The sequence below is a fragment of the Microvirga makkahensis genome (assembly GCF_009830105.1).
Taxonomy (GTDB): Bacteria; Pseudomonadota; Alphaproteobacteria; order Rhizobiales; family Beijerinckiaceae; genus Microvirga; species Microvirga makkahensis.
In genome coordinates this window covers 116,999-140,503 of the sequence record NZ_WURB01000009.1, presented here as the reverse complement: position 1 = coordinate 140,503, position 23,505 = coordinate 116,999, and the positions used below count along the sequence as shown (strand labels likewise).

The 23,505-nt window shown below is 61.6% G+C and carries 25 protein-coding genes and 1 pseudogene; 11 read left to right on the top strand and 15 right to left on the bottom strand.

The annotated features are described in order from the left end of the window. Positions 1 to 146: 146 nt before the first annotated feature. Positions 147 to 407, bottom strand: a complete 261-nt coding sequence (locus GR328_RS14580) for a hypothetical protein (protein WP_160885252.1) — start codon at positions 405 to 407, stop codon at positions 147 to 149. 303 nt (positions 408 to 710) lie between these two features. On the opposite strand from GR328_RS14580, the gene GR328_RS14575 reads away from it, so the two are divergent. Continuing rightward, positions 711 to 1,007, top strand: coding sequence for a copper chaperone PCu(A)C (locus tag GR328_RS14575; RefSeq protein WP_246215877.1), 297 nt, complete (start codon positions 711 to 713; stop codon positions 1,005 to 1,007). Between the two features lie 53 nt (positions 1,008 to 1,060). Here the strand turns inward: GR328_RS14575 and GR328_RS14570 are convergent. Beyond that, positions 1,061 to 1,386: pseudogene (locus GR328_RS14570) on the bottom strand (YnfA family protein). 297 nt (positions 1,387 to 1,683) lie between these two features. Beyond that, positions 1,684 to 3,258, bottom strand: a complete 1,575-nt coding sequence (locus tag GR328_RS14565; RefSeq protein ID WP_160885251.1) for a phospholipase D family protein — start codon at positions 3,256 to 3,258, stop codon at positions 1,684 to 1,686. Positions 3,259 to 4,478: 1,220 nt separating this feature from the next. Here GR328_RS14565 and GR328_RS14560 point away from each other — a divergent pair. Next, entirely contained in the window at positions 4,479 to 6,395 is a 1,917-nt protein-coding gene (locus tag GR328_RS14560) for an acyltransferase family protein (RefSeq protein WP_160885250.1), read from the top strand. 1,216 nt (positions 6,396 to 7,611) lie between these two features. Continuing rightward, positions 7,612 to 8,190 (top strand): LemA family protein, encoded by a 579-nt coding sequence (locus tag GR328_RS14555; protein ID WP_160885249.1) that lies wholly within the window; start codon positions 7,612 to 7,614, stop codon positions 8,188 to 8,190. A gap of 108 nt (positions 8,191 to 8,298) precedes the next feature. Here the strand turns inward: GR328_RS14555 and GR328_RS28020 are convergent, their stop codons facing one another. The 3 genes from GR328_RS28020 to GR328_RS28595 form a co-directional block, all read right to left on the bottom strand. After that, complete coding sequence (locus GR328_RS28020) at positions 8,299 to 8,433, bottom strand: hypothetical protein (RefSeq protein ID WP_281351964.1); 135 nt, start codon at positions 8,431 to 8,433, stop codon at positions 8,299 to 8,301. A 10-nt stretch (positions 8,434 to 8,443) separates the two neighbouring features. Beyond that, complete coding sequence (locus tag GR328_RS14550; protein WP_160885248.1) at positions 8,444 to 9,334, bottom strand: VWA domain-containing protein; 891 nt, start codon at positions 9,332 to 9,334, stop codon at positions 8,444 to 8,446. Positions 9,335 to 9,437: 103 nt separating this feature from the next. Further along, positions 9,438 to 9,947, bottom strand: a complete 510-nt coding sequence (locus tag GR328_RS28595) for a nucleotidyltransferase family protein (RefSeq protein ID WP_205790007.1) — start codon at positions 9,945 to 9,947, stop codon at positions 9,438 to 9,440. A gap of 438 nt (positions 9,948 to 10,385) precedes the next feature. Here GR328_RS28595 and GR328_RS14540 point away from each other — a divergent pair, with 438 nt between their 5' ends. After that, positions 10,386 to 10,763, top strand: coding sequence for a hypothetical protein (locus GR328_RS14540; RefSeq protein ID WP_160885247.1), 378 nt, complete (start codon positions 10,386 to 10,388; stop codon positions 10,761 to 10,763). A 36-nt stretch (positions 10,764 to 10,799) separates the two neighbouring features. Here the strand turns inward: GR328_RS14540 and GR328_RS14535 are convergent, their stop codons facing one another. Further along, complete coding sequence (locus GR328_RS14535) at positions 10,800 to 11,204, bottom strand: GNAT family N-acetyltransferase (RefSeq protein WP_160885246.1); 405 nt, start codon at positions 11,202 to 11,204, stop codon at positions 10,800 to 10,802. 1,023 nt (positions 11,205 to 12,227) lie between these two features. Between GR328_RS14535 and GR328_RS14530 the strand changes: the two genes are divergently transcribed. Next, a complete protein-coding gene (locus GR328_RS14530) occupies positions 12,228 to 12,530 on the top strand; it encodes a hypothetical protein (RefSeq protein ID WP_160885245.1) in 303 nt (100 codons plus the stop codon). Positions 12,531 to 12,762: 232 nt separating this feature from the next. Here GR328_RS14530 and GR328_RS27410 read toward each other — a convergent pair whose 3' ends face one another. The 4 genes from GR328_RS27410 to GR328_RS14515 all read right to left on the bottom strand — a co-directional run bounded on the left by GR328_RS27410 (position 12,763) and on the right by GR328_RS14515 (position 15,002). After that, positions 12,763 to 12,915, bottom strand: coding sequence for a helix-turn-helix domain-containing protein (locus tag GR328_RS27410; RefSeq protein WP_246215876.1), 153 nt, complete (start codon positions 12,913 to 12,915; stop codon positions 12,763 to 12,765). A 48-nt stretch (positions 12,916 to 12,963) separates the two neighbouring features. Next, complete coding sequence (locus GR328_RS27405; protein ID WP_246215875.1) at positions 12,964 to 13,293, bottom strand: Crp/Fnr family transcriptional regulator; 330 nt, start codon at positions 13,291 to 13,293, stop codon at positions 12,964 to 12,966. A gap of 61 nt (positions 13,294 to 13,354) precedes the next feature. After that, entirely contained in the window at positions 13,355 to 13,720 is a 366-nt protein-coding gene (locus GR328_RS14520) for a hypothetical protein (protein WP_160885244.1), read from the bottom strand. 439 nt (positions 13,721 to 14,159) lie between these two features. Further along, a complete protein-coding gene (locus tag GR328_RS14515) occupies positions 14,160 to 15,002 on the bottom strand; it encodes a phospholipase A2 family protein (RefSeq protein WP_160885243.1) in 843 nt (280 codons plus the stop codon). 287 nt (positions 15,003 to 15,289) lie between these two features. On the opposite strand from GR328_RS14515, the gene GR328_RS14510 reads away from it, so the two are divergent. Continuing rightward, positions 15,290 to 15,670, top strand: coding sequence for a hypothetical protein (locus tag GR328_RS14510; protein WP_160885242.1), 381 nt, complete (start codon positions 15,290 to 15,292; stop codon positions 15,668 to 15,670). Between the two features lie 116 nt (positions 15,671 to 15,786). On the opposite strand, the gene GR328_RS14505 is transcribed toward GR328_RS14510, so the two are convergent. After that, the gene (locus tag GR328_RS14505; protein ID WP_160885241.1) at positions 15,787 to 16,098 is read right to left on the bottom strand and encodes a hypothetical protein; all 312 of its coding nucleotides are present in this window, start codon (positions 16,096 to 16,098) and stop codon (positions 15,787 to 15,789) included. Between the two features lie 111 nt (positions 16,099 to 16,209). Between GR328_RS14505 and galE the strand changes: the two genes are divergently transcribed. The 4 genes from galE to GR328_RS14485 all read left to right on the top strand — a co-directional run bounded on the left by galE (position 16,210) and on the right by GR328_RS14485 (position 20,172). Further along, on the top strand, positions 16,210 to 17,202 hold the full coding sequence (galE, locus tag GR328_RS14500; protein WP_160885240.1) for a UDP-glucose 4-epimerase GalE: 993 nt from the start codon (positions 16,210 to 16,212) through the stop codon (positions 17,200 to 17,202). Positions 17,203 to 17,326: 124 nt separating this feature from the next. After that, entirely contained in the window at positions 17,327 to 17,863 is a 537-nt protein-coding gene (locus tag GR328_RS14495) for a DoxX family protein (protein ID WP_160885239.1), read from the top strand. 180 nt (positions 17,864 to 18,043) lie between these two features. After that, the gene (locus GR328_RS14490) at positions 18,044 to 19,069 is read left to right on the top strand and encodes an outer membrane lipoprotein carrier protein LolA (protein ID WP_160885238.1); all 1,026 of its coding nucleotides are present in this window, start codon (positions 18,044 to 18,046) and stop codon (positions 19,067 to 19,069) included. A 128-nt stretch (positions 19,070 to 19,197) separates the two neighbouring features. Next, the gene (locus GR328_RS14485; RefSeq protein ID WP_160885237.1) at positions 19,198 to 20,172 is read left to right on the top strand and encodes a phosphoribosylaminoimidazolesuccinocarboxamide synthase; all 975 of its coding nucleotides are present in this window, start codon (positions 19,198 to 19,200) and stop codon (positions 20,170 to 20,172) included. A 60-nt stretch (positions 20,173 to 20,232) separates the two neighbouring features. Here the strand turns inward: GR328_RS14485 and GR328_RS14480 are convergent, their stop codons facing one another. The 3 genes from GR328_RS14480 to GR328_RS14470 all read right to left on the bottom strand — a co-directional run bounded on the left by GR328_RS14480 (position 20,233) and on the right by GR328_RS14470 (position 22,578). Further along, positions 20,233 to 21,042: an alpha/beta fold hydrolase gene (locus GR328_RS14480; protein ID WP_160885236.1), complete on the bottom strand. Its 810-nt coding sequence runs from the start codon at positions 21,040 to 21,042 to the stop codon at positions 20,233 to 20,235. A gap of 237 nt (positions 21,043 to 21,279) precedes the next feature. After that, complete coding sequence (locus tag GR328_RS14475) at positions 21,280 to 21,675, bottom strand: DUF1622 domain-containing protein (protein WP_160885235.1); 396 nt, start codon at positions 21,673 to 21,675, stop codon at positions 21,280 to 21,282. 171 nt (positions 21,676 to 21,846) lie between these two features. Then, positions 21,847 to 22,578 carry a L,D-transpeptidase gene (locus GR328_RS14470; protein ID WP_160885234.1) on the bottom strand — a complete coding sequence of 244 codons (732 nt, stop codon included), beginning with the start codon at positions 22,576 to 22,578 and terminating at the stop codon, positions 21,847 to 21,849. A 274-nt stretch (positions 22,579 to 22,852) separates the two neighbouring features. Here GR328_RS14470 and GR328_RS14465 point away from each other — a divergent pair, with 274 nt between their 5' ends. Continuing rightward, entirely contained in the window at positions 22,853 to 23,431 is a 579-nt protein-coding gene (locus tag GR328_RS14465) for a tyrosine phosphatase family protein (protein WP_160885233.1), read from the top strand. Positions 23,432 to 23,505: the final 74 nt, after the last annotated feature.

The window sequence follows — 23,505 nt, the reverse complement described above, 5'->3', positions numbered from 1 at the left end:
TTGTTCATCAAACCTGACACGGCGGGTCGGCGGCGCTCAAGGCGAAAGTTAAACGAGAGTTAACAGGTCGCACCCTCTTTGGTTCCGGAGAGTTCCTTAACCATGCCTTGCGCGCAATGTCGCAGCGGTGATCTCCAGGCGCCCGCTCACGTCGTCGAACGAGAGGGCGTAGTGTATGTCGGCGCTGTCCAGATGCGCCTCGCCCTGCCGAGAGCGGCCTCGCCCCGTTCCAGCAGCACTTCACCGTGGCGCTCTGCCGCCATCCCGGGATCGTAGGCGACCATGGTGGCCCCGACCACCGTCAGGGCATCTTCGAGGAGGCACCTCGCCGCATCGGCGCCGCCCTGGCGGAAGCTGGCCGCGACGGTGATCCGCTCCATGGCGGGGCGGTCCGCCGGCCCGGACACCCCCGGTCTCGACCTGGCGCGTCGCGAAGCGGCACCGGGCGGCAACGCAGGCCGTCTGCCGGACGCGCAGGTCCGACCCGACCTGTTGCAGCGCAGGATTGACCATGCGCCGGAAGCCGTGCGGCTGCCGCGCCGATGCGGGTCATTTCCGTCAGGTCACCGTCTGAGGGGGAAGATCTGCGACAAGGCCGGCTCCCTGAACCAGTCCCCACGTCCGTGCTCCATCGCGCGAAACGGGACCGCCGCCATGGCACCCAATCACCCATTCCATGACGCACCCCTTGAGAGGCGAAAGATACCCTGATGACCAAGAGACCCCTCGTTGCCCTTGTTTCCACACTGGCCGTCGGTGCCCTGCCGCATGCGATGGCCCAGGCCCCCGAAACCTATCGCGCCGGCACCGTCGTGGTGGAGGCGCCCTGCTCGCGCGCCGCGCCCGGCGGCGCCAAGGTGGCGGGCGGCTACATGCGGATCACCAACACGGGCTCGGAACCCGATCGCCTGGTCGGCGGCTCGACCGTGGTGGCCGAACGCTTTGAGGTGCACCGCTCCACGGTCGCCGACGGCGTCGCCCGTATGGAGCCCGTCACAGGGGGCTAGGGATCGCCCCGGGACAGACGGTGGAGCTCAAGCCGGGGAGCATGATGATGAACTCAGGCAGCCCGCGGTCCCAACTGGATGACAGCAGCCCGAGCAGGCAAAGGCTAGCTCCGCTCAGATCCCACCGGTCTGGCCGACCCCCCTCGACCGCCCAGAGCCACGACAGGGACGCCGCGATGTAGACGCCGCCATAGTCCGCGTAGGTCCGGCCCGCCGCGGCGCTGTCGACGAGCGTCAAGAGGTAAGCGAAAAGGGCCAGCGAGACGCCGCCGGGAAGCAGTCGCCAGACGGACTTGCCCAGGCGCAGCCAGGCCCAGAAGGCAAAGCAGCCGGCGATTCCGGCACCGGCGGCACCAGCATAGGCAATGATGGTCAACATGCGGCGACCATCCCACGCAACGGGTGTTTCGCCACCAGTGACGCTGTTCACACGGACAATGAGAGCCCGAGACGGGACCGGGCCTGCGCGACGCATCGGAGAAGGTCAGAAAGTGGCACGAGGCTGACCTTAGCCGTACTTCCGCGCTGCTGGGATGAGCGGACCTTTGCGCGAACCCGCTGAAGAACGCTGGGTGACCCGCTGCAGACCTTCGGCGCCGAAACATAGCCAAGCTGAAGCATTCAAAACAGCTGCGGTCGCCTGCGGAATCGCTGTTTCGGCCGGACGCCAACTGCCTTAGAGCAGCCACTCGACCGGAAGAATGCGCATGCAAACCGCGAGCAGGCGTGCCGGCAGCGTGGCTCCCGGCTCCCGGGTTAGCACCGCGCCATCGTCAACCCAGACCACCTTGCCTCGACGGAGCTCGACCCGGTAGCTCTGGGACGGTGACCGCACCTGCGTCATCGTTGCTGCTAGCTCCCGGGCGAAGGCTTCGTCCTCGATCAGCAGCACCAACTCCGTATTATGGTCCGCCGAGCGCGGGTCAAGATTGTAGGAGCCGATCACCGCGAGGTGCCCGTCTGCAAGCATGACCTTGGCGTGGAGACCCGCACCGCCGGAGCTGCCTAATAGGGATAGGGCGCGGCGCACCTTGGCGTCAGGCTGTAGTTCATGCAACTCGACCCCGGCGGCGAGCAGTCTCCGACGGTGACGCGCATAGCCGATCTGGGCCGGCAGGACATCATTGGTGCCAAGGGAGTTCGTGACAACCCGGACCGCCACCCCGCGTGCTGTCAGCCTTTGAAAGCGCGCCAGATCCTCTTCATCGGGGATAAAATAGCCGGTCTCAATATCGAGCGAGTTTCTGATGCCGCTGAGAGCGTCCCAGAGCCTCTTCTGGAGCCGGCCCGCGCCTGCAGCTTCCCCGGGCGTGTCGCCCAGCACAGTGGCCGTTGCCCAGATCAGGTCGGAGAGGAGTGCATTCAGACTCATTCTGTGTTCGGCAAATATCTCCTCGGCGTTGCGCTGTGGCTCTCCTTTCCCGCTGCGTCGACGCAGATTTTCACGGATGCTGTGATCTAGGCGGGCGAGAATGGCGTCGACCTCGGCCTCTTTGGCCTGCTCCTTCACTCCAAAGGCCGCCGACGGCATGGCGAACTCGCTGTCCCAGAACCGCTCGAAAAAGGCCTCCACTGCCTGCACGTCCGGCCCGACGGTGAGCACGTCGAGATCACGAAAATTCATGTTGGCTGCTAGGCCGAAATAGACATCACCGATATTGCGCCCGCCGATGATCGCGGCGGCACCATCGGCAACCAGAGCTTTGTTATGCATGCGCCGATTCAGGCGGTGGAAGGAGAACAGCCAGTTCAGAAAATAGGCGCGGCGGGTCACCGACGGATTGTAGACCCGAAGCGTAATCTGCGGGTGTGCTGCCAGCAGGCGCACAAGCCGTTTGGTCGAGCGGGCATGCAGGTCGTCGAGCAGGATGCGCACGCGCACGCCGCGCCCAGCTGCTTGCAGCACCGCCTGGGCCATGAGGCGGCCAGCCAGATCGTCGTGCCAGGCGTAGTACTGCAGATCGAGGGTGTTGACCGCAGCCCGCGCCAGCACCAGACGGGCGGCGAGTGCCTCGGGGCCATCGACGAGGAGCCGGTGACCGCTTTGCCCCCTATGCGCGTCTGAGCCAGCCTGTGCTGCTGCAGCCAGCGGCGAAGGACGCACTGGCCGCTCCGGCCGGAACTCGTCGCCCCGATTGAGGAGCTGTCTGCGTACGCGCCGGAAGTGCCGCTCCGCTACTCCCACGAGCAGACCACTGGCAAGGATCCCGGCCAGGAGACGGATGGCCCAGCGCCCTGCGAGCTGGAGCATTGCAATCACCGTCGCGCCTAAACCGGATGGTGCATCGGACGATCCTGCATAGTCCGGCAGGAGCTCCCGTGCCCCATCGAAGCAACAGGATCCGATCCATCCACCTCGCGCGGGAGCGCACCCGCCGTCGCACAGACACGCAGGTGCGATATTCGGTTTGACTCTGGGGACATCAAGGACATTGACTGCATTCCGACAAACAGATGGTGGATCCCGATCCGGCCCTGCGTTGAAGCGGAGCTTCAGCAGTGGACGCTAGCAGAACAGATCGTATGAGCAGGAGTTCCGATCTACTGCGGTGGGTACAGCTCGGGCGGATCTGCCAAGCCCGCACCGCTACCCGACATGAGTGAGCATGGTGTGACAGCCCCTCAGTCCAAATCGTAGAATCTTAAGGCACGGGTAGTCATGGATGGCAGCGCCGAAGAGACCTTTGGGGAGGGCAAGGTCTGGAAATGGCACAAGGCAGACCCCGAATGGTCTAGTTGACGCAGCATCACCCAAGAGAATTTGTCCGAAATCGGTATTCTGGCCCATCCTGGGAAGGAGAACCCATGCGCGCCGCCGTCAACGGGACGCGGAGCAAGGCGGGCGTCATGCGGCGGTCACGCGGATGACCAAACCACAATCAGCACTTCAGTTGTTTGTGCAGAGCCGACCCACTGACCGCGAGCCGTTCGCTGTTGATCGTCGGAGGCCTATGCCTGACGGCATTCGGATTTATCAAGGGGCGGGATGAACTAGACGCATCAGAGGCCGGCAAGCCACTCCCCGTCACATCGGCAAGGTCCAGGTCCGGCGGCCAGCCGGGCGCGTGACGCATTCCTCGCTCGGCTTCTTCGCGGCGGCCGCATAAGGTGCCGTTTTCGCGGCTATTCGCCCGTCGCTCTTTGGCGGGCGCTTGAGCCAGAGCCAGGTGGAGGCTTTGCCCAACGGGGACCGGCTGGACGGCCTGCTTCGGGAGGTCATCCTGCATCGGAAAGAGCAGGCTGGATGCCGGACGGAGTGTGAGCAGATGCAGCATTCGTTATTTCGTAACGTAACGTATTCATCCGGTTTCTGACTCCGTTACTGGTCAATAAGTCGCGGGAAGACAATGATATCCAAGTGGATTTTGATCCCATCGATGCCAGTTGAAGACTAGAATTTACCTTCCAGGAAGGTATAAGTGCCCCACCAAGGGGGGGAGCGCTGCGGGGCGCTACCGGGTGGGACAGAAGATGAAACTCAGTTATCGCGCCGACATCGATGGCCTTCGGGCTGTTGCGGTTCTGTCTGTCATTTTATTCCATGCGCATTTCAGCCTCTTCGCCGGCGGCTTCATCGGGGTTGATGTCTTCTTCGTGATATCAGGCTATCTGATCACGAGCATAATCCTCAAACACGAGGGGCCAATTGGTCCCTTTCTGCGCGCTTTCTATGAGGGTCGAATTCGACGCCTTCTTCCCCCGGCAATTCCGGTACTTTTGTTCAGCGCAGTGGCCGGAGGGTATCTCCTGTCGACCGAGGCCATGGAGGAATTCTCCAATAGCCTTGTGGCTGTTCTGCTATTCGTTTCAAACTGGTTCTTCTGGGACATAGCCGGTTATTTCGACGGACCTTCGCATCTAAAGCCACTCCTGCACACGTGGTCCTTGTCGGTTGAGGAGCAGTTCTATCTCTTCTTCCCCGTCCTTCTGCTAACCACTGCACGATTGAGTCGCGCCGGCCGTGCCGGAATGGTATGCGCGATCATCGGCCTGTCATTCGCCATCAATATATATTTCGTTGCCAATAATGACCTTAACTCAGCCTTTTACAATTCTTTCGGGCGTTTCTGGGAGATGGCGGTCGGTGGCATTCTAGCGTTCAGGATTATACCAGCTCCGCGCTCTGCCTTATGGCAAAATGTCGTTGGCGTAACAGGCCTTGCGACCATCGCCGGATGCATTGTCTTCTTCGACCCTACAATGGCGTTCCCCGGCTTTTGGGCTTTGCTCCCTACTATCGGGACCGCTCTGGTGATCCAGGCACAAGGTGGGCTCGCCAGCAAGCTGCTTTCGACAAAAGCCTTCGTTGCTGTCGGTCTGATCAGTTATGCGCTTTACCTATGGCACTGGCCGCTCTTCGCGTTTCTGAATATCATCTACGGCGATCCGTCCTCGATGCAGTTTGCGATGGCCATTGCCGCGACCTTCGCAATCTCGACCATCTCGTATTTCATTATTGAGCGGCCAATTCGCTTTCGGGCCGTCATGCCGAGCCGGAGCCAGGCTGTGGCGCTTTTTGCAACGGCTAGCATCGTCTTCATCGCTTTCGGCGTTGCGGGGAATGTTACGAATGGCTTCCCATGGAGATTGCCTGATGCCGCCAATAAGTACGCCAAAGCTCTGAAGGCACAGATTAGGGCGCAGCGCCGGGCGGCACTGCATAACAAGTGCTGGATCGGCGCAAATGCTGATTTCAAAGCTGCCGAGGAGCCATGCGTAAAGTCTCGCGACGGGCGCCCAAGAGTTCTACTGGTTGGTGACTCGCATGCGGCGCATCTCTTCGACGGTTTGAGCCGAGCCAGGCCAGATCTCAATGTCAGCCTTCTCGCGTCAAGCAGTTGCACCCTCTCTGGCTACGAGCGTATCGATCAGAGACGGCCAGCCTGCATGGCCCTGATCGACTATCTTGATCAGCTGCGCCCGGGTGATTTCGATGGCATCATAATGACTACGCGAGAAGTGCTCAGCGACACTTATCTGCGCGCTTTCGTCAATAGAGCCGCACGATTAGCCGAGATTACATCGGTTCACGTGGTTGGCCCAATCCAATTCTATCGACCAAACATGCCAGAGCTTTACGAGGGTATGGTAGGCCGTCTCACGCGAGATCTGATCTCGTCCCGTTTTGATGCCGCCGTCCAGGACGCACAATTCCAGAGCAACGAAAGATACAAAGAGCTCTTAGCTGAGAAACCTGCTGTGAATTACATTTCCCCGCTAGATACTCTCTGCCCTAAGCGGAAGTGTAAGCACTTCGACAAAGATGGATGGCCGATCCTCATCGATAACACGCACATGGGCTTGGCCGCGTCTCACGAACTGGCTAAGGAAATTGGGCCCAGGATTACGATTCACAACAGTGTGCAAGCCGAAGCAGCGAGCCGGTAGGTGATCTTAGGCGGAGGAACCGAACCGCGATGGAATGCCCACTTGCTTGATGGTGCACTGCTGTAATTTTACCGGATATTTCGTTGGGGGTAACAATGAGCAATCTCGCTCGTGAAATGGAATACTTCGCTAGGGAAAGCACGCTTCGCGCTGCCCGATCTGCCGTATACGCGGTCGTTGCATACCTGCTGCTATGGATGCAGTCGGTCTACGATGGACCGTATTTTGTTGTAGCGCTCGCTCTTCTTCTCCTTGGGCTCACTCGGGGGTCACAAACGCTGATTCAAATTCTGCTTTGTATCCTTTTCGTGATTAGCCTTCTGTCGGACCCGATCAGCAGCGCGATTCAAACGTTAACCTGATGAAGGATTTCTCTTCATCCGCCTTGCCTCCAAGCTGATCGACTCTATGTCGTCTCCTTCCCAGGAGATGCGGCACATTGCTTGGACACCACGCCCCGCTGGCTCAGGCTGGCGGGGTTTCTTTGTGGCGATCGGGGCCCAATCGCTTCACCAGATCAGGATAAATGGCCCTGCACCGTTCAAACCCCGGCGGTACCCTTCATTGAGTTGCTTCTGAGCAATCTCGCAGCCCCGCTTGGCGGCGATCTCCAGGCGAGGGGAGGGCAGGCGTGCATCCTCCCCCAACACGCTTGATCAAAGCCGCCTTGGCTGAAACGTTCGGTCAAATCGCTCTGCCATCGTCATCTCAGCATCAAGGCCGTCGAGGCGGCATGGGCGGATCCTTGAAGGCCTAGCAGAGAGCCGCATTGGCGAGGGTTGAGGGACTGATCCGATACGCCGCAGCGAGCTTTTTGAGGTCCCGCGCTCACCGGCCGTCTAGCGCATTCTGGCCTCAAAAACCTGCAACACTGTCAGCTTCTTGATCTGCGGCATGCTCAGCCATATCGGATTCGGCGCAAACGAAGAGGGAACCTGACAAACGATTGGCCGGGAGTCGAACGGCTGCCGCATCTTCTTGTGAAGTACGGGGATAAATCTACGGGACGCCGAGTGCTGCCATTCCTCAGGCCAGGTGTTCACGGGTTGGCCGGTGAGTTCGACGTGGCAGTGGTGTCGCGGGAGTAGGTAGAGGCCATCTAGGCTCCAGCTTCTTGTATCTCGGGACGGAATCGGCGATCAATGTCAGCCGTTCGAAGATTACAGCCGGAAACTAATCTGGCGACACGACCGCCAGAGATTTGCCGGAGAATGCTTTGATCAAGCGTCTGTTTCTGATTGGAGTAGTCAGCTCGATCGGCCTCCTCCAAGCAGGTTGCGATTCGGATGCCCCACAATTCCGCGAGCGTGCGCGCTTGGCATGGGGGCAAGTTCTGACTCTGTATCTCGAGCGCATCCACAAAGTTGAACCTCTGATCGAGATCGTTCGGCAGAGGGTACCTTCCGAACGCGAATTGTTAGCCGAAGCGGCTGCAGCCCGAGACGAAGTTCTTGCCGTGGTGGCGGACGATGGCTCCATAGCGGACGGCCAGCGTTTCAGAACTTTTGCGAGGGCCCAGCGCCGACTGTCAGCAGCAATTGCTCAGTTATATGCAATGGTCCAACGGTACCCTGACATCGCGGGCGATACCGAGTTCATGAATCAGATCAGATCGCTTCAGCAGCTCGAGGATCGAATTGTAATTGCTCGAAGCGACTTCATCAGTGCGGTGCGCTTGTATAACGCGGAATTGCAAGAAATTCCGGATCGATGGATTGCTTCTATTCTGCATCCGGACGCGAGACCCTTCAATGCCTTTTCCCGGGCACAGCTAGATCGATCGCCTCCCAGCTAGTGAGCTATCAAGGAGACGGCGGTGTTTTCGCGGGAGCAGGATATGCCAGGGCTATGGCGGAGAAAAGTGATGAAAGTCTTTAGTGGGCGGCTCCAAGGCTATATTCAGTTAACGTGACATCCCCGCCGGGTCTTTGGCTTTGTCGATCTTGGTGCGTGCGTCGCGCTCGGCGGCCTCGAGGCGCTCGGAGAATGCCTTTACACGGGCGTTCAGGTCCTTGTGGCGGGCCTGTAACAAGGACAAGGCCTCTCTCTCATGTAGGGCATGGGCGCGCCTCGCCTGGCCTGACCGCATTCCCGGCCCGCCGGTTGGATTCGCGCACCACCCCCATGGCTTCATTGAAAGCCCGATTGGTGTGTGCATCGACAAACGTGCCCCCGCCCGCATTGGCGACGGACTTCAGGGAGGCCGCTTCCTTCGGTGGCAAGCCGAACCCGATAATGTTCACAATGGCCCGGGTTTGCCCCTGATTGACCCGTCGTGCAATCTCTACGGGATCTCCGCCAAAGGTCTCTTCCCCGTCAGAAATGCCATAAATGATCTGCTCGCCGGAAGAAGATGAATTCTGGAGCATGGCTTGTGCTTGCTCTATGGCTGCTGCCAATGGGGGCCACCCGACGGCTTTGGTTTCGTCGAGGGTTGCCAGCAGAGCGGAATGATGTGGGGTCATTGCCGCTAATGTGTTTATAGCGGAACAGGATTGTTCCTTGCCAGCTCGGGTATTGTTCCCCTGTTGGCCGAAGGCGATCCCGGAAGCCTCGGCGTCCGATGGAAGGGAGTCGATAAACGTCCGAGCGGCTTGGCGGGCGAGGTCGAGCTTAGTGCGACCATTGAGCCGACCGGCCATCGATCCGGATCCGTCGATCAACACGATCGCGCGGCGCAAGAAGGCAGAGCCGGAATCCTCTTGCTTTCCCTCTATCCGGGCCAAGCTGAAATGGGTTTCGCCAAAGCAGGCCCCGGCATCATCCCTGATGAATTGACCTACATAGGCCTGCGCTGAGGCAACGGTATCCCTCCTGGGTTCGGCGCTATCGGCCCCAACCTGGAAGAGTGGAAAGTAGCTGCGCACAGCGCCAGCGCGGTCATCGAGCAGGTACGTTTCCGGTCGGACTTCATGATGCACAACCAAAATTGCCTTCACAGTAGGGAGTGTAAACGTCTCAAAAATGAAAAACCCTCGAGTGTGCTAGTACAATCAGTCGCTTAGGTTCCATGGGACTCGTTCTGCGATCATGCCGAGGCCCCTATGGCGGAGCGAAATCGATCCGAAGCATGGGCCACCGCCTCTGCCATCTCTTGCCATCGACGCGGCCCCGGTAGACCCCCATCTTGGATGCGCACGAGGGTGTTGGGCGAACGACCATGCTCAGAAGATCGTCCAACCCGAAGGGTGCTAGGAGCGCAATGGTCCGGTCTGCGCAGCGAGCCGCAATGGCGGTGCAGCACTCGGGCCAGTGTCGGAGGGCATCCTCAGTGTCGGTATAGGGCTGATCATCGTTTCCGATGTGCATGCGAGCCTGGTTCTTCACCGACCATTTCACATCTGGGCAAACAGCCTGGAGCGCATCTCCAAGGGCCTGATCCCGGCTTGGGCTCAGGTCTGATCGGCAGAAGTAGACAACATCAACGTCGTCCCATGACGATGCATTTGGCTGTCCAGTTAAGGCACCCCACACAGCATTGCGGATGAAGCCTGCCCCAACCCAACAATCCGGCAGCCCCAAAGTCTCCACCGCTCGGAGGATGCGCAGCATATCTGGGCGGCTTTGAAGGAAGGCAACAATGCCATCGCTATCGCTGATCATACAGGAGTGTGAGACACGGATTTTCCTTGGTGAGAACCCGCTGGCAGGCGGCATTCACATAAGGAACTCGCGAGTATTCAGAGACGAGCATAGGGGTTCATAAGAGCTGGTTAGACTAGGTCTTTACAGGGGACAGCCCGCTGGTCAGAAATGCATCTTCCGAGCACTTCAAAAATTACACATCATCCGGTTCCATAAAAGGGGATTGTCGGAAATTTGCGGACAATCATCTCACGCGCGTAGGCGCCTGATAGGATGCCTTGTTTCTTGGAGAGCGCCGTGCGGCGGATTGGGCGAAAGGTGCTTATCGGTCTCAGCGGATTCGCCGCTTTGGCAGGTCTCGGCCTCTGGCTGATATCAGACGATGTCACAGCAGAGGATGAGGCCTTGGCTGACCGCCTCCTCGCGACCAGGGGAGCGGTTGTGCCCTTCAGCCAGATCTACCCGGAGAAATGGGATCACGTTTGTTGGCTCGGCGACTATTCTATGCCCTCGGCTTGGATACCCCGGCTCCTGCCTCACTCTTCCTCTCAGCTAAAGTTCGTTCCCCATGACCGGTGGGTGGATGAGGGGAGGCGCGCCCTTGTGTTCATCGACAGCGTGGCGGCTACAGGGCGGGTTTTTCTCTTCGACTATCGCGACATCGACCTGCCTGACGAGCCTGAATGTGTCGAGCGGGACCACGCGACATTCCGTATTGAGACCGTCAAAGCCCCCAATCTGACCTACACAAAGCTCGTGATTTCAAAAGCGCTCGTTCCATGAAAGGCCATCTCGGAAATCATGGTCCGAGTTCCGATGTCAGGTCAGGGCTTTTGCCATGCGGCAGGGACCGTTGGCAGGCGCAATTTGCTCCTGGTACCCCAGGGACAGGTAGAACTGGCGTGCCGTCTCGGTGCTGTTGAGGGTGCAGCGGTCCAGACCCAGCTCGCGGGCCTGAACCTCCAGCCGCTCAATCAGGGCCTTGCTCACGCCCCGGAACCGTGCATCCGGCGCAACGTAGTTCAGGGTGATCTCTCCAGCCGCGGTCATGGCAGCCACCCCGAGGATCGTTTCGCCTTCCGCGGCGACGAACACGTGGCTCTGAGGATGGCTGATCCAGGCTGCCACGTTCTCCGGGGTCTTGTTGGAGAGCCAGTCAGCGAGCTTGGCTGCATTTCCGCTGTGGTCGGCGTGGCATAGATCCTGGATGGAACGACGCAGCACTGTACAAGCCTGCTCAGCGTCTTCAGTACGGGCTATCCTAATCTCCATGTGCACACCTCCCTACTAGCTTCGTCTGTAGGCCCATGTTGCCTCCAGGCAGGCATTCCATAAACGGTGTTGCACGTCATTGTGAGCCGATGAGCGGCAGTCATGACGCTAATCCTCCCCTCCCAGAGCAAGGCAGGGCAGAGGGACTCAATGGGTCGGCCGCTTGTAGAGGTACATGGTCCGAGGATCGATGAACCATGCTGAGCCGGACCACTTTTGGCCATTCCAGGCTCCAGTCACGCCGTCTCGGCTGGGGTCGTGTTCATGGAAGGCCCGGACGCGGGTTCCGTCCTTGGGAGCAGTCTCTATCGGTTGACACTCACTCATCCTCCGCCCTTCGAGCCGTGAGAGGAGCGGGAAAGCGGTGGGACTCAAGGCCAATAAAGCCCAATGATTCCAGCAAATCGTTTTGTGTCCCGCTTTGGCCTAAGACCTTGTGACCTATAGGGAGGTGTATTCTGCCCTGGCACCACTCGTCCCTTGAGAGCCTGATTTGCGAAATGCGAGGCGGTTTCCGTTGGCGTGGATACACGGCTCGTCTTTGGCTTGCCGTATTGTCCGGCGCGCACCGGAGCCTGTTCGCGGAGGCCTGCTCTAAGGGGCCGAAACGGGGTCGGTCTCCTACATGCCCCAACGGAAATTTGGGTCTTCTCGGAAACTTGACAGTAAATTTGCTGCATACTCCGGTATACTACCAATGAGTTATATGCATTGTCGGATTTCAGACAGACAAAGCACGTCAGGTGCAGGTATTTGCCTCCCTGTCCTTGGGCAAATTCCAGATAAGCCAGACCGAATACTCCCTATCTCCAGGATAGGAGAGGATCTGTCTCTGATTGCTGGTGCCGCGGACATCGAAACGTTCAGCCTAAAAAAACGCATCGCGAATTGATTGACGAGAGCTTCGTGGCTCCACACGCGCTCCGCCTCGCCGCGGAGCATGGACAACGAACACACCAACAGCAGGGTGGAATCATGCCGAACCAGCAACATGGATCGTCTGCGCTCAACCGCTTGGTTGTCGGCGCTGGCCGGAGCTTCGATCTGCACGCGCTTCTGCGGGATACGGCACGCACCCTCTCCAATCTGGACCTCGAGCATCAGCACGAGATGCAGAAGCTGGCGAGCAGCAGGACCAATCCGGTTCTGAAGAAGCAGATTGCAGAAAACCTGAGGCTTCGCCATCGCGAGCGGAGGCAACCCTATGTCGGGCTCGTCGCGGAGCTTCAGAAACACCTTGCGCGCGTCGAACGGAGTGATCTGCAAGCGGCGCGCTGATCGACATCTTCCTTTTCACCGGCTCATTTGCCCCTACGGGCCGGGACCTTGAAGCGCCCCACCGGGCGCTTCTTTTTTGCCTTCTCGGAAGGGACCGAGATACAGACCGTCACGGCGTCGTCCCAGCAGCGCAGGGGCCATTCCCCTCACGCTCCAGATACAGGTAGTTCGGGTTGAACATCGACAAGGCCGTCAGCCGCTCGAGATCGTGAATGAACAGACGCTGTCCCTTCTAAGCGATCAGCCCGTGCTCGCGCATCTCCTTGAGTGTGCGGTTGACGTGCACCGTCGTGAGCCCGACCGTATCCGCCAATTCTGTCTGGGTTACCGGAAAGTCAAAGCTCTTTCCCTCGACCAAGTCGACACTTCGGAGGCGTGCGAACATCTCGCAGAACAGGTGCCTCCCGCGTCGGGGCTTTGCGCTGCCCCACGGTCACGACCCGCTCACGTGTGATCGCCTCGTCCACGAGGGTACTCCGCCACAGGGCGCGGGCAACACGGGGGAGGCGGTCGGTGAGGTCGACGATGGCCTCCGCCGGGACACCGTCACGGGCGCTGCAGTCAGAGCGCCGATGCGGTGGTCCATGCATTGGAGGCCAAAGATGCGCTGGTCGCACAGGTCCCCCGGGATGAAATAGGCCGTGATCTGGCGCTCGCCATCCGGCAGCACCTTGCAGCGGCAGGCCCAGCCCGACAGGATCAGAAAAATGCCATCCGTCGGATCGCCCTCGCGGATGAGATCGGCGCGAGCCGGAACGGTCATCGGCTTGTCGGCGCCATTCTTTCATCCTCGGCCACGCCGACATAGTGGCTCAGCTTGCGGATCAGCGGATCGTCCATCTCCTCGTGCCTCGCCGGAAGAGCGACACTGTCTTTTTACCGTCCTTTCCGGAGGCGGTCCGGTCCTTGATCCCGTACAGCGCCCGAACGTGCCCTTCGAGCAACGTGAGTTCCGCGAGAACGAGAGCCCGCCGCTTCTCGTGGTAGAGCCGCAGCCGCTCGAGCATCTCCCGCTTGATCAGCTCATCGCCTGAATTGCGCTGAAGAGCGTCAAGATGCTTTTCATAGGCGAAGTCGATGTCTGCCAGATCGGCCAGCAGCGTTTGCAGCCGGGGCAGCAGGTCTGGCGGGTAGGCGCGATGGGGCCCTTGTCCGGTCCGCTGGGCAGGGCGCTTGTCTCGGACGAGCATGGTCTCTCCCTTCGTGCCTGTCGGTGTCCGTGGAACGTGCCGAAGTCAGGCCTTGCGCCGGTGCGCCTCCTCGGATGTCGACGTCGGTGAACAGGACGATGAGGTCGTCACGGGTCTCCAGAACCCGCAGGGCCCTTCGGCGCGGCATGCCTCAACGACGCTGAACCCCGCTTCCTCCAGGGCTTCGGCACAGAACAGGCGCACCAGCACCTCATCCGCAACGAGGAGGATGTTTGAGATCCTTCCGGTCGATCCTGTGGGCGACACCGAGGCCACGGCCTGCCTCCTGGCAGGTTGTCGCGAAGTCCGTTTCGGACGGGGATTCACCTGAGTTGTTAACCGGGCCGCCTGAGATCGGTTCAAGCTTCGCTGTCATGTTTGTGCCCATCACGGCCTGTTTGCGGGACCGCAATTTGGATACGCTTTTCCGCACGATGCGCTAGAGGAGCAGATAATCCGCCAAAAGATGCTTCTGGTGTTCGGGGGCAATGAGGCCCGCCCCTTCGTCCGATAGGCTCGCACCCTGTTGCGGCCGATCGGGACCATCCGCCCTGAACGGTGTCAGGACCGCGGAGAAGTCGCCGGAGAAGATCTCTCCGGCAATCTGCTGTCCCTTCGAGAGGTGAGTAGCCTCAGCGAAATCAAAGCTCCGGTCGTCGGCGGTGAACAGAGGTGCAAAGGTGCCGCCGTCAGCCCCGGCGAGTTTCGGCCCCGCCAAGTGGACGTTGCTGATCCGTGCCTGGAGGCCATGGAGTTCGATGATGCTCAAGAGGCCAGCGACCTCTTCGGCGACGGTTCCGCCCGCGGCGATGGCGGTATCCTCCAGCCAATCCTGAAGGGCGGTGCGGTCGGATGCATCCAGCTCGGCGAGCCCCCGTTCGATATCGTGCAGTGCGCCGCTGGTGTATCGAATGGCGGCTTTCTCCGACAGCAGTTCGGGATGGTCGTTTACGATCGTCAATTGCTGAATGAAGAGCAGGGTCGCCAGGCCCGCATAGACGCTGGCCTCCGGGTCCAGCTGCCCGTTCGGAAGCCTTGAGATGCCTTCCAGCAGCGCGAGGTCGCCGATGGCCCGATCAAGAGGGTCGAGCGAGTCATAGGCCTTGTCGTGCCGCTTGAACAAGGCATCGAGAGCATCGACCGGCTTGGACGAGTAATCCACGGGCTGAGTGGGGTAGTCGAGCACCTCGCCATCGGAATAGCCTGGCCCACCGTATTTGCCGTAGGTGGGAATGAGAACGCCGCCAGGGCCGGGGACCAGGATATCCCAATTGACGCTCATGTCGTTGCCTCTTGAAACATCGCGAAGGAAGCGCGGGCTGAGGGAAGGTCAACCAAGAGGCTTCCGAAGCATCCCGGCATTTTTGTGTCTGTGGGCGGACGGTCGGCTGCGGTGCCGCGGGAGCAGGGCCCCTGGTTCGGGATGAATGCCAAGGCGCTGGAACTCTCAGGCGGGACCTTGTTTAACTCCTATGAGGTAGACTAGAAGTGTCGCCGTTTCGGATTGCGGGATGTCCGCAATCGGCGGATTCGAGGACGTGGGGCTGGGCGATGACGGATCTGGACGAGATGAAAAGAGTCATTGTCGCCACCGTCCGCGATGAGGAACTGGCCTTGTCGGCCTGCTACGCAGTCGAAGCCTATGCGAGACGGTGGCCCTTCGTCTTCATGATCACCGATTGGGATGTCTGGAACAAGGGTAAGTCCGCGCTCAAGCTCGAGGTGGTTTACTGGCTCGAGCAAACGGAAGCGTCCCACGATGTCCACCTGTTCCTGAGCGGTGGCGGCATCGTCGGGTTCGAGAGCCGGAACGCGGCTTCCCAATTCGCGCTGCGGTGGTCCAGGAAGATGGAAATGGCCTCCGCCGAGATGCTGCCGGCTCCGCGCCAGGACTGGAATCCTCACCCCATCAAGAGCACCTTCGAGCCGCCGCATCTCGACGCGGCTTGAGCGAGGCGCGTGCCGTCCGAGGTGGTTCCCCGACCTCGCGCCCTGCCAAGTTACCGCGCCTCTTGATCCGACAGGTGAATGCGCAGGCCTCGGGAGGCTTGCCTCATCTGCCGTTCCTATTTGATCGCATCGAAGATCGGCCCTGAGCACTGTACGACGAAGATCAGAAGCAGGATGCCGATGAACCACAGCCAGGATCCGGATTTTTGAGGCTTCGCGGCCGGAGCCGCAGCAATGGCGGCTTGGGGGCGGAAAACAGGTGCGGGCGGCATCGGCAGCCGCTCGACCAGTTCGGCGGCTTCCGCGCGAAGGCGGCCTTCGGTGCCGATGAACCGGAAATGCATGGGAATCCCGCCGATGAATCCGACTTCCGCCGGCTGGATCCGGGAATCGTGGTGGACCCACCAATATTCCGTACGCTCGTTCATGCGACACCCTGTCAGGAATGGCCGTGTAGTGGGCTTGTTTTGCCAGCAGACGGCACTGGAAATCCAGAGTCTTTCGAGTAACGATGGTGCAAAAGGTGCCGAGGTGATTTCGTGAAAGTACTGGTGACTGGAGGGGCGGGCTATATCGGCGGCCATATGGTGCTGGCTCTGCGCGATGCGGGTCACGATTCCGTCGTCTTGGACAATCTCTCGACCGGCTTCCGCTGGTCGGTTCCCGAGGACGTGCCGCTCGTGGTCGGCGATGTGGGCGATTACGAGCTGGTGCTCCAGACCCTCCGGGCCCATTCGATCGACGCCATTGTGCATTTTGCCGCCAAGCTCATCGTGCCCGAATCCCTGCGCGATCCGCTCGGCTATCATCTCAACAACACCGTCAAGAGCCGCTCCCTGCTGGCGGCGGCGGTGGCCGCCGGTGTCGAGACTTTCGTCTTCTCCTCTACGGCGGCGGTCTATGGCAACGCGTCCGACAGGCCGATCGCCGAGGATGCGCCGCTGGCGCCCCTCTCTCCCTACGGCAGCTCCAAGCAGCTCACTGAGGTGATGCTGCGCGAGGTGGCGGCGGCCCACGGCATGCGTTTCGTCGTCCTGCGCTACTTCAACGTGGCGGGGGCGGATCCCGCCATGCGGCATGGGCAGTGCACCGCGAATGCGACCCATCTCATCAAGGTGGCGGTCCAGACGGCGCTCGGCATGCGCCCGTCCATGGAGGTCTTCGGCACGGATTATCCGACGCCGGACGGCACCTGCATCCGCGACTACATCCATGTGAGCGACCTGATCTCGGCCCATATGCGGGCGCTCGACCATCTCGGCGCGGGCGGCGAGAGCCTCGTGGCGAATTGCGGCTACGGGCACGGCTATTCCGTCTCGGAGGTGATCGATACGGTCCGCAAGGTGTCCGGACGGCCGCTTGAGGCGCGGATCGCTCTGCGGCGCGACGGGGACCCGGTCACCATCGTGGCGGATTCGACCCGGCTCCGTTCGAGCCTCGACTGGCAGCCCCGCTATGACGATCTCGCGACCATCGTGGAGCACACCCTGCGCTGGGAGACCATGCTGCGCGAAAGAAACCTGAAGCTCTGAACGCACCCCTGCGGAATGGCCTCGGAGAAGTCCGGCCTGCTAAGGACAGGTTAAGAACCCCTGCCTCTAATGCGGGCGGCGGCGCCTGATTCCGCGGGCGCGGACGCAGAGGGGGGACTTCATCATGAATGCGGGCACGACGAACGGGATCCTGCTCCTGGGCCGCCTCCTGCTGGCCTGCTGCTTCCTGCCGTCCGCCATCGTCAGGCTGACTAACATCTCAGGCTTCGCTGCGGCTCTCACCCTGAAGGGCATCCCCTATGGAGATATCGTGGCGGCCGGCATCGCGGTCGCGGAAATCGTGGCTCCGCTCGCCCTGATCCTCGGTCTTGCGCCGCGCCTGAGCGCGATGGTCCTGATCGCTACCCTCGTGGTCACCACCGGAGCCCTGCACCGGTTCTGGGAATATGGCGGCCTGAACCGCCAGATGGAGGAAGCGCTGTTCCTCGCTCATGCGGGAATCCTGTCCGGGCTGCTGTTCTACCTGCTCCTGGGGCCGGGCGCCTGGAGCTGGCAGGGATGGTGGGGCGGTGCGGGTACCAGGAAGCCTGCAAAGAAGAAGCGTCAGTCCCGCCCGCGCGCGGCGAGGCCCAAGCCCAAGCCCAAGCCTGCGCCGGTCCGTCCCGTGGATGACGAGGATGAATTCGCAAATGCCGCGTGATGAGTGATGGGCGCCGATGGCGACCGGGGCCGCAAAGTTTCCGTCACCCCTGGACGCGACGCGCTTTCATCACCAAGTGAATGCCTTCATTCAGCCCTTAATCGACGCGATAAGGCGTGGCCGCCACGGTTTCGCGCCTGGGGCGGACATTGCTTGTTCTTTCGGGTTTGCAGTCGGGTCATGCTCCAGAAGTCTCTGCGTCGCTCCATCGGTCTCGTCCTCGCGCTGGCATTTGCCTCGCCGGTTGCCGCTCAGCAGCGAGCGTCCGATCCGCTGACACGCTTCCTCGACAGCATCTTCAAGCCCAACCAGGGACAGGGGGCTCCTGCGACCCAGCCACAGGCTGCTCCGGTTCAGCAGTCGGAGCCGCAGACCGGGACCGCTGCGCCCAAGCCGAAGGCACCTGTCCGGCAGCAGGCCGCGCAGCCTAAACCGCAGCCGGCCGCGGCACCGCAACCCGCGCCCAAACCGTCTCCTGCTCCAGCGATCAAGCAGGCCACGCCTGAGCCCCGGAAGCCTGCCTCGCCGTCCGAGACGCGGAGCGCCGAGACGCCGAAGGCGCCCGACCCCACGCCTGTGAAGCTGACCGAGCCGCCGAAGCCTGCCCGTTCCACGCCCGCACAGGCTGCGCCGACCCCGACTCCGGTCGCGGCCCAGGCCGCCGCCGTTACGCCCGTTTCACCGCCGAACCCCACGTCCCCGGCGGCGGCCCTCCAACGGGTGAACGCCTATTTCAACGGCATGGACCAGATGTCCGCCCATTTCGTGCAGAAGAACCCCAACGGCCAGCAGGTGGAGGGCACCCTTACCGTCCAGCGCCCGGGGCGGCTGCATTTCGCCTATGCGCCGCCGAGCACTCTCGAGATCGTTTCCGACGGCCGCAACGTGGCGATCCGGGACAAGAAGCTGGGCACCAACGATGTCTATCCCGTCAGCCAGACCCCCCTGAAGTTCCTGGTCCAGGATAAGGTGGATCTGGCGCGCGACACCAAGGTCCGCGACGTGCAGATCGGCCGTGACGGCATGATCACGGTGAGCTTCGAAGACAGCGCGACGCTCGGCGGAACCTCCAAGATTACCCTTCGCTTCGACAGCCGCGCCAGCGCGCTCAAGCAATGGACCGTGGTGGATGCGCAGGGCTACGAGACCACGGTGGTGCTCTCCCGCCTCAACGTGGTGCCGCGCCAGAACGCCAGCGCCGATTGAACCCGTGGAAAGCGCCACGCCTCCCGAGAGATTCTTGAGATTGGGGCCTGGCCTGTTCGACGATTCGGTTTAGAACTCCGCCAGGCCTCCCGGGAGGCATATCCACCGAACAGCCGTGGCAGGTGAGCATGGTCGATCAAGCAGCCCTTCGGGCTTATTCCGGTTACATCCTCGAGGATGCGACGATCCCGGATCTGCCGAATCATTACCGGGGCAAGGTCCGCGACAATTTCGATCTCCCCGACGGGCGGCGCATCATCATCGCCTCGGACCGGATCAGCGCCTTCGACATCAATCTCGCCTCCATTCCGCTCAAAGGTCAGGTGCTCACGCAGACCGCCCGCTTCTGGTTCGAGAAGACGGCGGATCTCTGCCCCAACCACATCATCGAGTATCCCGATCCCAACGTGGCCGTGTGCAAGAAGCTCACCATCCTGCCCGTCGAGATCGTCGTGCGAGACTATCTGGCCGGAACCACGGGCACCTCGATCCTCTCGCTCTACAAGCAGGGCCAGCGCGAGATCTACGGCATTCGCCTGCCGGACGGCATGCGCGACAACCAGAAATTGCCGCAGACCATCATCACCCCCACCACGAAGGCCTTCCACGGCGGTCATGACGAACCGCTGACCGCGAGGGAGATCGTGGAGCGCGGCTTGCTGACCGCCGAACAGTGGCGGACCGTGTCCGATTACGCCCTCGCTCTCTTCGCCCGAGGCCGCGAGATGGCGGCGGCGCGCGGCCTCATCCTCGTCGACACGAAATACGAATTCGGCATCGACGAGGCCGGCCGGATCATGATCGCCGACGAGATCCATACGCCCGACAGCAGCCGCTACTGGTTCGCGGAGAGTTATCCCCAGCGCTTCGAGGCGGGCGAGCGGCCAGACAGCTTCGACAAGGATTTCGTGCGCAGCTGGGTCGTCGCCCGCTGCGATCCATACAAGGACCCGATCCCCGAGATCCCCGCCGAGGTGATTCTCGAAACCTCGCGGATCTATATCGACGCCTTCGAGCGCATCACCGGCCAGACCTTCGCGCTGCCGGATCCCGGCGTGCCGGTGCTGGAGCGCATCCGGAGGAATCTGGCTCGGTACTTTTAGATCGTAGCGCGGGCTTCGGGCGGAGCCGCCGTGCAGCTCCGCCTTTGGCCGGTTCTTCGATCATAGAAACGCTCTCACGACCTTCGCCACGTCCCGCGCCCGCTCGACGGGCAGCATGTGAGTTTCGCCCTTGAAGAGCTTGAGGTGGGCTCCGGCGATCAGGCGGGCCGTCTCCTCCATCGCGTCCGCATCGAAGAACGGGTCGCGCGTCGCGCCGACGATGAGGGTGCGGGCCCGGATAGCCCGCAGCCAGGAGGGATCCTTGCCGAAATCCTCGCCAGCGACGGCGTGGAGACCCCGGACGATGATCGCGGAATCGTTCATCGTCTCGTTCAGCCTCTTCCGCTCCTGCTTGAAGCGCAGGCGCAGCAGCCAGTTGAGCCAGGGGCGCCGGAAGACGAGGCCGAACTCGTCGAGAAAGCCCTCGAAGTCGCCTTGCCAGGCGTATTCGATCTGCCTGTCGACACTGCGGCGGCCTTGATCTGAGAGGCGGTGGGCGCTCACCATCAGGATCAGATCCTTCACGAGATCGGGATGATCCGCCGCGAGGCGCGCCGCCACGAAGCCGCCGAAGGAGATGCCCATCACGCTGGCGGGGCCGATGTCATCGCGCAGGATCCGCGACACGTCGCTCACGATCAGGTCGATGCTGTAGCCTGCGGGCGGAGCGGGATCGTAGCCCAGCACATAGATCGTGCGGTGAGAGGGCAGGAGTCGCGCGATGCGCCTGGCGTCTCGCTCTGCGCGGGCGGGCGTGGGACGCCGGACAAAGGCCTGTCCGCCGTTGAGAACGACGATGGGATCAGAGCCGGGGCCGATTCGGACGAAGGGAATCCGGCTCAGGAAAGTACCTGTTTCGATAGTCGTCATGGTCGAGAACTGTCGCTGCAAGCAGCCCGTGACGGCATTGGCGTGAGGTCTGAGGGGGCTGCATCGAACCGAAAAGAGAAATCTGCGGGAAGAGAGTCGCTGACCGATGTGCGCGATCGCACTTCATCCACACGGCTGAAGCGACGGCAGGGGGCAGATTGTGGAGCCGACGGGCGCTGGAAGGGCGGCGGCGGCTTGCGGGCCGGGGCGCCTTTCTATGCGCGGCCACCGGGCTCGTCAACTGCCAAGCTGCCTGCCGTCGGCACTCCGGTCGGGATGCTCGCTCCTGTGCTTCTCCCACGGCCAGCGCCCCTCGATCTCGACTTCGAGCGAGAAGCTCAGGAAGGTGCGGATGAGCACGATCCCGCCCAGGATCGCGAGGCTTTGGAGCGACGGTTCGATGGCGACCGTATTGATGATGTCGGCGGCAACGAGGAATTCGAGGCCCAGCAGAATCGCCCGCCCGAGATTGGAGCGATAGAGGCTGAGCACCATATCGCCCGGTCGTCCTCGCAGAAGCTGCCAGAGGACGGCGGCCGTTGCGCCGAAAGTCCCCAGGACGATGATGGCGATGCCGCAGACTTCGATGGAGCGGGTCGTGAGACGCAGAGCGTGCTGGAACCAATCGTCCATGAGGGATCCTTCACAATGAGCATGGACATTGATTCATAGGACAACGTACCGGCACCTCCAGAGGGCAGGGGCAACGTCGCTCAGGTGAAGCCGGGCTTGTTGGGAAGGCCGAGCCGCAAAACAAAGGGCCGGCAAGAGACCGGCCCTTCATCGTGACCCATGGGGATCCGTTCAATAATAGGACACCCGGACTTCTTCCTGCTCGACGTCGTCGAAGGGACTGCGCCCGTTCAGTACCACCACCGGCGAGCCCACGGGAACGCGGTTGTAGAGGTCGATCACGTCCTGATTGAACATGCGGATGCAGCCGGACGACACCGATTGGCCGATGGACCAGGGCTCTGTGGTGCCGTGGATGCGGTACATGGTATCCACGCCGTCGTTGTAGAGATAGAGCGCGCGGGCTCCCAGCGGATTGCTGAGGCCGCCCGGCATGCCGCCGGCCCAGGGTTTGTTGCGCTCGGGCTCGCGCTTGATCATCGCGGCGGTGGGCGTCCAGCGGGGCCATTCGGCTTTGCGCCCGATTCTGGCGCGCCCGGACCAGGCCAAGCCCTCCTTGCCGACGCCGATGCCGTAGCGGATCGCGCGTCCGCCCTCGCGAACGAGGTAGAGATACCGGGCCGCCGTATCGACCACGATGGTGCCAGGTTCCTCGCGGCCGTAATAGGCGACTTCCCGGCGCAGGAAGCGCGGATCCACCTCGGAGATGTCGGTGGCCGGAAGCGGGTGCGTCTCGTCGGGACGAGCGCCGTACATGGCCATATAGGTGGGATCGATGCGGCGGACCGCCTGCGGCGGCGGGGAGGAGGTCACGCACGCGGCCAGCGCCACCGGGAGGAGCAGGGAGCAGACGCGGACGAGATTCCGCAACAGGGACAAGCGTGGGGCCGTAAGAGCAAACATCAGTGGGGGAGGCTCGCAGTTTTTGGTTTTTCGCTTATGCCGCCAACGCTTGGAAGCGGCGGCGGTACTCTGAAAGGGAGTTCATAGTCCAGGCAGTGACAACAAGGTGTTACCGAGGTGGCCGAAATGTGGCCATGACGGGATGTGATCAAAAGGACACAATCATTTGATAGGGTGAAAAAAGTCCCTCAGGATGGGTACACCCTCAAAAATGGGTACACCCTCAAAAGAGGGCACCACGACGATACGTCTTCCGTTCCAACAGGTTTCCAAGATGCAGTCTCTGTCCATGTCCACGCTGACGATCTGCGGGATTTCCGAATTATCCGAGCAGAGGGAGAGGGCAGTCACGCATGTGCTCTCGATCCTCGATCCCGGTCATCCCGATCCGGAGGCGTTCGGGGCCTACGATCCGCACCGCCGCACGGTCCTGCGCTTTCACGACATCATCGCTCCCGTCGAGGGCATGATCCTACCGCAGCCTGAGCACGTGGAGGCGGTGCTGCGCTTCGCCGAAGAGATGGAGGCGGGCAGAGCCGACCGTGTGGAGGGGCATCTCCTCGTCCACTGCCACATGGGAATCTCACGCTCGACCGCTGCGATGCTGACCCTGATGGCGCGGAGCTCTCCGGATGAGGTCGAGGACCGGCTGTTCGAGAGGCTGGTGGAGATCAGGCCCCAGGCCTGGCCGAACTCGCGCATGGTCGCCTTCGCGGACGATCTGCTGTCACGCGACGGCCGTCTCGTCGATGCGCTGCGCCGCCACTACGGACGCCAGATGCGGCGCAAGCCGGAATTCGCGCAGTGGATGCACGAACTCGGGCGCGGCCGCGAAGTCGAGATGGCGGCTTAAGAGGCACAAGACGGCCGAACAACGTCATGGCCGTCCCTGAACCCTTCGTCTTGGCCGGGCTCATCCCGGCCATC

Coding starts and splice junctions, on each gene's coding strand:
- GR328_RS14575 (WP_246215877.1), top strand. CDS start 711: ATGACCAAGAGACCCCTCGTTGCCCTTGTTTCCACACTGGCCGTCGGT.
- GR328_RS14565 (WP_160885251.1), bottom strand. CDS start 3,258: ATGCTCCAGCTCGCAGGGCGCTGGGCCATCCGTCTCCTGGCCGGGATC.
- GR328_RS14560 (WP_160885250.1), top strand. CDS start 4,479: ATGAAACTCAGTTATCGCGCCGACATCGATGGCCTTCGGGCTGTTGCG.
- GR328_RS28595 (WP_205790007.1), bottom strand. CDS start 9,947: ATGCTGCGCATCCTCCGAGCGGTGGAGACTTTGGGGCTGCCGGATTGT.
- GR328_RS14530 (WP_160885245.1), top strand. CDS start 12,228: ATGCCGAACCAGCAACATGGATCGTCTGCGCTCAACCGCTTGGTTGTC.
- GR328_RS27410 (WP_246215876.1), bottom strand. CDS start 12,915: ATGTTCGCACGCCTCCGAAGTGTCGACTTGGTCGAGGGAAAGAGCTTT.
- GR328_RS27405 (WP_246215875.1), bottom strand. CDS start 13,293: ATGACCGTTCCGGCTCGCGCCGATCTCATCCGCGAGGGCGATCCGACG.
- GR328_RS14520 (WP_160885244.1), bottom strand. CDS start 13,720: ATGCTCGTCCGAGACAAGCGCCCTGCCCAGCGGACCGGACAAGGGCCC.
- GR328_RS14515 (WP_160885243.1), bottom strand. CDS start 15,002: ATGAGCGTCAATTGGGATATCCTGGTCCCCGGCCCTGGCGGCGTTCTC.
- GR328_RS14510 (WP_160885242.1), top strand. CDS start 15,290: ATGAAAAGAGTCATTGTCGCCACCGTCCGCGATGAGGAACTGGCCTTG.
- GR328_RS14505 (WP_160885241.1), bottom strand. CDS start 16,098: ATGAACGAGCGTACGGAATATTGGTGGGTCCACCACGATTCCCGGATC.
- GR328_RS14495 (WP_160885239.1), top strand. CDS start 17,327: ATGAATGCGGGCACGACGAACGGGATCCTGCTCCTGGGCCGCCTCCTG.
- GR328_RS14490 (WP_160885238.1), top strand. CDS start 18,044: ATGCTCCAGAAGTCTCTGCGTCGCTCCATCGGTCTCGTCCTCGCGCTG.
- GR328_RS14485 (WP_160885237.1), top strand. CDS start 19,198: ATGGTCGATCAAGCAGCCCTTCGGGCTTATTCCGGTTACATCCTCGAG.
- GR328_RS14480 (WP_160885236.1), bottom strand. CDS start 21,042: ATGACGACTATCGAAACAGGTACTTTCCTGAGCCGGATTCCCTTCGTC.
- GR328_RS14475 (WP_160885235.1), bottom strand. CDS start 21,675: ATGGACGATTGGTTCCAGCACGCTCTGCGTCTCACGACCCGCTCCATC.
- GR328_RS14470 (WP_160885234.1), bottom strand. CDS start 22,578: ATGTTTGCTCTTACGGCCCCACGCTTGTCCCTGTTGCGGAATCTCGTC.
- GR328_RS14465 (WP_160885233.1), top strand. CDS start 22,853: ATGCAGTCTCTGTCCATGTCCACGCTGACGATCTGCGGGATTTCCGAA.